This is a genomic window from Saccharopolyspora sp. NPDC002686 (assembly GCF_040295745.1).
Taxonomy (GTDB): Bacteria; Actinomycetota; Actinomycetes; order Mycobacteriales; family Pseudonocardiaceae; genus Saccharopolyspora; species Saccharopolyspora oryzae.
Window position 1 is genome coordinate 1 of the sequence record NZ_JBEOVY010000363.1, and the last position, 7,437, is coordinate 7,437.

Sequence of the window (7,437 nt, forward strand, 5' to 3'; positions counted from 1 at the left end):
GCAGGACCGCCCCGTAGAGCACCTCTCCCCCGGCCGCCGACGGCCGAGCAGTGAGTGTGTAACAGTGTTCGAACAATGTTACGCACTCACGACTCATGCTGGCACGTCGGGGGGTTGGGGTTGGAGCTGCGTGAAGACGCTCGCGCCCCGGTCGGCCCGGCCGACCGCCTGGCGGAAGGCCGAGAACAGTTCGCGGCCGGTGCCGAACGGCGCCCGGTCGGCCGGCGGGGCCGAATCCCGGGAGTCCAGTTCGCCGTCGGGCACGAGCAGTTCCAGCGTTCCGCGGTCGGCGTCGAGCCGGACCACGTCGCCGTCGCGCACCCGCGCCAGCGGACCTCCGGCGCTGGCTTCCGGGGTCAGCTGGATCGCCGCCGGGATCTTGCCGGAGGCCCCGGACATGCGGCCGTCGGTGACCAGCGCGACCTGGTGGCCGCGGTCCATCAGCACGCCCAGCGCCGGGGTGAGCCCGTGCAGCTCGGGCATGCCGTTGGCCTGCGGGCCCTGGTTGCGGATCACCACCACGACGTCGTGGTCCAGCTCGCCGTTCCGGAACGCGGCGGTGAACTCGTGCTGGTCGTCGAAGACCCGCGCCGGGGCGGTGACCGCGCGGTGCTCGGCGCCGACCGCGGACACCTTGATCACCGAGCGCCCCAGGTTGCCCTCCAGCACCCGCAGCCCGCCGTCCGGCGCGAACGGCTCGTCGACACCGCGCAGCACGTCCGGGTCGAGGCTCTTGCGCGGCGCATCGCGCCACACCAGCTCGCCGTCCTCCAGGAACGGCTGCTGCCGGTAGCGGTCCAGGCCGGGCCCGGCAACGGTCTTGACGTCGGAGTGCAGCAAGCCCGCGTCCAGCAGCTCGCCGACCAGCGTCTGCACCCCGCCCGCTGCCGCGAAGTGGTTGATGTCGGCCGAGCCGTTCGGGTACACCTTCGCCAGCGACGGCACGACGGCCGACAGGTCGGAGAAGTCGTCCCAGCTCAGCTCGATGCCGGCGGCCGCGGCGATGGCGACCAGGTGCAGCGTGTGGTTGGTGGAGCCGCCGGTGGCCAGCAGCGCGACCACGCCGTTGACGATGGCGCGCTCGTCCACGATCTCGCCGATCGGCGCGTCCAGCCCGACCACGCGCCGCGCGGCCTCCTCGGTGAGCGCCTTGCGCAGCGGGGTGCCCGGCGGCACGAAGCTCGATCCTGGCAGGTGCAGGCCCATCACCTCCACGACCAGCTGGTTGGAGTTCGCGGTGCCGTAGAAGGTGCAGGTGCCGGGGGAGTGGTACGACGCGGATTCGGCTTCCAGCAGGTTCTCGCGGCTGGCCTTGCCCTCTGCGAACAGCTGCCGGATGCGGCTCTTCTCCCGGTTCGGCAGCCCGGAGGGCATCGGCCCGGCGGGCACCAGCACGGTCGGCAGGTGCCCGAAGGCCAGCGCGCCGATCAGCAGCCCCGGCACGATCTTGTCGCACACCCCGAGCAGCAGCGCGGCGTCGAACATCTCGTGGGACAGCGCCACCCCGGTGGCCATCGCGATCACGTCGCGGGAGAACAGCGACAGCTCCATGCCGGTGCGGCCCTGGGTGATCCCGTCGCACATCGCGGGCACCCCGCCGGCGAACTGCGCGACGCCACCGGCCTCGCGCACCGCGTCCTTGATCCAGGCCGGGAACTCGGCGTAGGGCTGGTGCGCGGAGAGCATGTCGTTGTAGGCCGACACGATCGCCACACCGGGCTTCGTCGCACCGCGCACCGCGAGCCGGTCCTCGCCGCTGCAAGCGGCGAACCCGTGCGCGAGGTTGCTGCACGGCAGTTCGGTGCGGGCCGGGCCGACGGCGGCCGCAGCGCGGATGCGCTCCAGGTACGCGGTGCGGCTCGGGGCGCTTCGCTCGGCGATGCGCCGGGTGACCTGCTGGACGACGTGCTGCGCGGACTGCGCCATGGATCGCCTCCGGGAGTGACCTCGAAACCGGGCGGCAACGCTGACGCCACATGACGGCAATCACACTAACGGGTGTGTCCTCGATTTCACAATCGATCCAGATCATCTGCAAACCACCCACGTTCTGTCGGACCGGTGCGCGATCATCTGATAGCAGTGGTGAGTGGGAGGAGTGGTGATGCGGATTCGCGTGCTCGCGCTGGTGTGCCTGGGCGCCGTGCTGGCGGGCTGCGGTCAGGATCCGGAGGCCGCGCAGAACCAGCTGCCACCCGCCCCTGCCACGCCCGTCGCGCCGCCACCGGCGTCGTCGGACGGCACTTCGGTGGAGCTGTCCACCTCGCCGACCCTGGTCAAGATCCAGCAGCGCCGGAAGGTGCGGGTCGGGGTCCGCGTCGACGCCCCGCCGGCCTTCCTCAGCCGCGACCAGACCGGTGACTACCAGGGCTTCGACGCGGAGATCGCGCGCGACCTGGCCCACCGCATCGGCCTGGCGCCGACCGACGTGCAGTTCCGGCGGCTGCCCGCGACGCAGCTGCGGGACGCGGCGCTGTCCGGTGACGTCGACCTGCTGCTCGGCGGCGAGGCCGACGATCCGCGGCTGGCGAAGGTCGGGCCGTACGCGATCACCGACACCGAGCGGAACCTGGTGATCAAGTCCGACGACCGGTTGCTGGCCGGGGAACTGCAGCGCATGCTCGACGCCGCGGTCGCCGACGGCGCCTGGCAGCGCGCCTACGACAAGACCCTCGGAGCAGCCGGGATCCAAGCCCGACCCGGCTCCTGATCGCCCGCGCCGCGCAGTGAGTTCGCCCGCTCTCGGCGAAAAATCGGATGCCGATTGCGCGGCTGATGAGCAGACTCGAACCCTGCGTCGCGTTCGACCACGTGGTGGCCCGGTACGGGCTGCGCTGGTCGAACCGGCCGAATACTCGCGAGGAGCAACCTGACCATGACCGAATCCGCAACTGCGGACGTCGCCCGCGGCACCACACCACCGCGGGCGGCAGTGCTGATAGGTGTGCTGGTCGCCTCCGCGTTCGTGATGATCCTGAACGAGACGATCCTGAGCGTCGCGCTGCGCGACCTCACCGTCGACCTCCAGGTCAGCACCACGACCGTGCAGTGGCTGACCAGCGGATTCCTGCTGACCATGGCGGTGGTCATCCCCACCACCGGTTTTCTGCTGGAGCGCTTCACCCCGCGCCAGATCTTCCTGACCGCGCAGTCGCTGTTCAGCGCGGGCACCCTGATCAGCGCGCTCGCGCCGGGGTTCGAGGTGCTGCTGGCGGGCCGCGTCGTGCAGGCGTGCGGAACGGCGGTGATGGTGCCGCTGCTGATGACCTCGGTGATGCGCCTGGTCCCGGCCGACAAGCGCGGCGCGACGATGGGCACGATCACCATCGTCATCGCGGTGGCCCCGGCGATCGGCCCGACGATCGGCGGCGCGGTGCTCAACCAGCTGAGCTGGCGCTGGATGTTCTGGATCGTGCTGCCGCTGGCGCTGATCGCGCTGGCCATCGGTGCGGCCTGGATGCGGCTGGACAGCGAGACGCGGGCGGTCCCATTGGACCTGATCTCCGTTGTGCTGTCGGCGCTGGGCTTCGGCGGCCTGCTCTACGGACTGTCGCTGGTCGGCGAGTCCGGCGGGCAGCAGCAGCTGCCACCGTGGATCCCGGTGTCGATCGGCGCGGTCGCGCTGGCCACGTTCGCGGCGCGGCAGATCCGCTTGCAGCGCCAGGACCGAGCCTTGCTGGACCTGCGTCCGCTGACCAACCGGTCCTTCGGGATCGCCTTGCTGCTAAGCGCTCTGCTGTTCATGTGCCTGCTGGGGGCCGGGGCGATCCTGCTGCCGCTGTACCTGCAGACCGTCCTGCACGAGTCGACGTTCGCCAGCGGCCTGGCGGTGCTGCCGGGCGGTCTGGTCATGGGTCTGCTCGGACGTCCGGTGGGCCGGTTGTTCGACCGGGTCGGCGCGCGGCCGCTGGTGATCCCGGGGGCGCTGGCCATGGCGGTGTCGCTGTGCCTGTTCGCCACCCTCGGGCCGAACTCGCCGCTGGCCGCGGTCATCGCGATCCACGTCGTGCTCATGGCCGGGCTCGGGCTGATGATGACCCCGCTGATGACCTCGTCGCTGAGCGCGTTGCCCGATCACCTCTACTCGCACGGCAGCGCGATCATGGCGACGCTCCAGCAGGTCGCGGGCGCGTTCGGCACGGCGGTGTTCGTCACCGTGTCCGCCGTGGCCAGCAGCGCCCCGTCCGGCATCCCGGACGCGGGGGGACTGCGCACGGCGTTCGTCGTCGCCGCCGGGATCGGCGTGCTGGCGTTCATCACGTCGCTGTTCATCCGCACGCCTCCGGCTGCGAAGCAGTCCGAGGGCACCGCCGAGGAGCCGGGGCGGGAGCCGCAGACGGCGCACTGACCGAGTTCAGCTGGGAAAGGCCCCGGAACCGCACCGAGTTCCGGGGCTTTCCCGTTCGCCGGTGAAGGACATCCGCCCCTTTCGCGGTCACCTCGCGAAGGCTGCACTGGTGGCGTTGCTCCAGCCGTCGTGGGAGGAGGGGCGCCGGAGATGAAGATCGCTGTCGTGGGAGGGACGGGGCTCATCGGATCGCAGGTGGTCGAGATCCTGCGCGCAGCCGGGCACGAGGCGGTGCCGCACTCGCTGTCCACCGGCCTGGACCTGCTCAGCGGGCAGGGCCTGCGCGAGGCGCTGGAGGGGGCTGACGTCGTCGTCAACCTGACGAACTCGCCGACCTTCGACGAAGCCTCGCTCGCGTTCTTCCAGCAGAGCATGGACAACCTGCTGGCGGCTGCCGAAGTCGCGGGCGTCGGCCACGCGGTCGTGCTCTCGATCGTGGGCGCCGACCGGGTTCCTGGCCTGGTCTACTACCGCGCCAAGGTGTTGCAGGAGGACCTGCTCAAGGCCAGTCCCGTGCCGCACTCGATCGTCCGCGCCACCCAGTTCTTCGAGTTCATCGCCGCGGTGCTGGCCGAGAACGCCGATGAGAACACCGTCCGCCTGCCCGCCGTGCTCGTCCAGCCCATCGCCGCGGCCGAGGTCGCCCAGGCCGTGGCCGACGTCAGCCTGGGCGAACCGTTGCGGGGCACTCTCGACATCGCCGGACCGGAGATCTTCACCCTCGACGAGCTGGGCAAAATCACCCTCGCCGCCCGCGGTGACCACCGCGCGGTCGTCACCGACAACACCGCGGGCATGTTCGCCGCGGCATCGGGCAACGCCCTCATCGCCGACGAGGACGCCACCATCGCCAGGACCACCTATCGCGAATGGCTCGCCCGCTGACTCAGCCGCCGCGCCGAGCTTCGGCGAGCCGTTGCAGGCCGTCGAGCTGCCACTCCAGCTGCTGCTCGAAGGTCACCACCTCGGCCATCGGATCAGGTTCGTCCAACCAGCGGATGTAGTGCGGGTGCTCGCCGTCCGCCTTGATCCGCTCCAGGTAGGGGCGCACGGCCTCGCCGAGTTCGGCGTCGGAGGCGAGCCCGGTCCGCTGGCGCATGGCGAGCTCTTCCAGCAGCGCCAGCCCGGAGCCGAAGACCTGCCCGAGCACGGTGTTGATGAAGCCGATGCGGCCGGCGGCCTCCAGGCCGAGCTCGTCGACGGCGGCGAGCGCGGAGTCGTAGAGCCGCAACGCGTTCGGGCCGAGCGGCGGGCGGCTGAAGGCCAGCCGCGCGAACCACGGGTGCCGTTGCACCGCGGCCCACGCGGACAGGCCCATCTCGCGCAGGCAGGTCCGCCAGTCGCCGGGCGGCGGCACGGTGATCTCGCCGTAGACCTCGTCGACCATCAGGTCGGTCAGCCCGTCCTTGCTGCCGACGTAGCGGTACAGCGCCATCGGGCTGCGCGTGCCGAGCCGGCTCGCGATCGCCCGCATCGTGACCTCGCCCGATGAGCTCTCGTCTGCGAGGCCTATCGCGGCGGCGACGACTCGTTCGCGGCTGAGCTGGTCGGTGGCTGGTGGGGGCGGCGGTTCGTCGAACCAGACCAGGCCGCCCGTTGGTTTGGCAGCGTTCATTTGCCTCGGATGGTAGCCGCGTGTACAACGTACACCGTGAATGTACAACGTACACTCGACTCTCAGGTGCTGGTGGTGGGCGGCGGCCTGGTCGGGTTGACGACAGCTCTCGTCCTTCGCCACCACGGCGTCGACGTGACGCTGGTGGAGAAGCGCGCGACGACCTCGCCGCAACCCAAAGCCCGCCGGTTCCACGTGCGCAGCCTGGAGATCTTCCGCGCGCTCGGGCTCGCCTCGACGGTCCGCGAGGCCGCGCGCGACCTCGCCGAACACGACCACATGGCCACGGGGCGCACGCTCGCCGAAGCCCAGCAGCTACCGCTGTGGCGGCCCTCCGGCCCGGACGGCGATCCGGTCGAGCCCAGTCCGGAGCTGCCGTGCCTGGTCGCCCAAGACGTGCTGGAGCCGGTCCTGCGGCAGGCGGCCGAGGATGCCGGGGTGCGAGTGCGGTTCCAGACCGAGCTGACCTCGTTCGCGCAGGACGCCGACGGTGTGCTCGCCGAACTGGACGATCGCCGGACGGGGCGGAACGACCAGCTCCGCGCGGCTTTCGTCGTCGCGGCGGATGGTGCGCGCAGTCCGGTGCGCGCCGCGTTGGGGATCGGCCGTTCCGGCCGCGGTGCCGTCGGCGGGCCCAACGTCAACGTCTACTTCCACGCCGATCTGTCCGACGTGGTCCGCGGCCGGGAGTTCAACCTATGCCAGCTGGAGCATCCGGACGCGCCGGGTGCGCTGGCTTCGGTCGACGGGCGGTTCCGGTGGGTGTTCATGGCCGGAGGTGCCGAGGTCGAACGGGATTGGCCCGCGCTGCTGCGCACCGCGCTCGGCGTGCCGGCGCCGGATCTCGACGTCCGCAGCGTCTTGCCCTGGCAGCCGGAGATGCTGATCGCCGACCGCTATTCGGACGGTCGGGTGCACCTGGTGGGGGATGCCGCCCACGTGATGCCGCCGTTCGCCGCGCTCGGCGCGAACACCGGCATCGACGACGCGCACAACCTCGGCTGGAAGATCGCTGCGGTGCTGTCCGGTGCGGCCGAGCCTGCGCTGCTGGACAGCTACGACGCCGAGCGGCGCCCGGCCGGGTGGTTCGCCGCCGACCAGTCGAGCCGGCGATCGGGCGTGACGACCACGCCCGACCCGACGTTGGCCGACCCGTTCGTGCTGGCAGCTGGTGGATTCCAGTACCCGGCCGGGGCTTTCGCGGGCGGCCCGGACGAGGGCGGCGAGATCGAGCCGATCACCGAGTTCGCCCCGGCCGGGCGCGTCGCCACCCGCATCCCGCACCGCTGGCTCGCCCCCGGTCTGTCCACTCTGGACCTCGCTGGCCCGGGATGGGCGCTCGCGGTGGCCGACGATCCGCAGCGCTGGGCGGCCGGCGGGATCCCGGTCCACCGCCTGGACGCAGACTTCCTGCCGCCGGGCGAAGGGCTCCTGATCCGCCCCGACGACGTGATCGCCTGGCGCGGCACCGACC

Annotated in this window: 6 protein-coding genes; 4 read left to right on the forward strand and 2 right to left on the reverse strand. The window is 71.5% G+C overall.

Translation table 11 applies throughout. The features are described 5' to 3' along the window. Positions 1 to 93 precede the first annotated feature (93 nt). Positions 94 to 1,926, reverse strand: a complete 1,833-nt coding sequence (gene edd / locus ABTZ89_RS32500; RefSeq protein ID WP_351051967.1) for a phosphogluconate dehydratase — start codon at positions 1,924 to 1,926, stop codon at positions 94 to 96. Positions 1,927 to 2,104: 178 nt separating this feature from the next. Here edd and ABTZ89_RS32505 point away from each other — a divergent pair, with 178 nt between their 5' ends. The 3 genes from ABTZ89_RS32505 to ABTZ89_RS32515 all read left to right on the forward strand — a co-directional run bounded on the left by ABTZ89_RS32505 (position 2,105) and on the right by ABTZ89_RS32515 (position 5,233). Further along, positions 2,105 to 2,710 (forward strand): transporter substrate-binding domain-containing protein, encoded by a 606-nt coding sequence (locus ABTZ89_RS32505; RefSeq protein WP_270954618.1) that lies wholly within the window; start codon positions 2,105 to 2,107, stop codon positions 2,708 to 2,710. Between the two features lie 165 nt (positions 2,711 to 2,875). Further along, positions 2,876 to 4,348, forward strand: a complete 1,473-nt coding sequence (locus ABTZ89_RS32510; RefSeq protein WP_351051971.1) for an MDR family MFS transporter — start codon at positions 2,876 to 2,878, stop codon at positions 4,346 to 4,348. Positions 4,349 to 4,498: 150 nt separating this feature from the next. After that, the gene (locus ABTZ89_RS32515) at positions 4,499 to 5,233 is read left to right on the forward strand and encodes an SDR family oxidoreductase (RefSeq protein ID WP_351051974.1); all 735 of its coding nucleotides are present in this window, start codon (positions 4,499 to 4,501) and stop codon (positions 5,231 to 5,233) included. Between the two features lies 1 nt (position 5,234). Here ABTZ89_RS32515 and ABTZ89_RS32520 read toward each other — a convergent pair whose 3' ends face one another. Beyond that, positions 5,235 to 5,963 carry a TetR/AcrR family transcriptional regulator C-terminal domain-containing protein gene (locus ABTZ89_RS32520; protein ID WP_351051977.1) on the reverse strand — a complete coding sequence of 243 codons (729 nt, stop codon included), beginning with the start codon at positions 5,961 to 5,963 and terminating at the stop codon, positions 5,235 to 5,237. A 66-nt stretch (positions 5,964 to 6,029) separates the two neighbouring features. On the opposite strand from ABTZ89_RS32520, the gene ABTZ89_RS32525 reads away from it, so the two are divergent. Next, positions 6,030 to 7,437 (forward strand): FAD-dependent oxidoreductase (locus ABTZ89_RS32525; protein ID WP_351051980.1); only part of this gene is annotated, 1,408 nt, incomplete at its 3' end.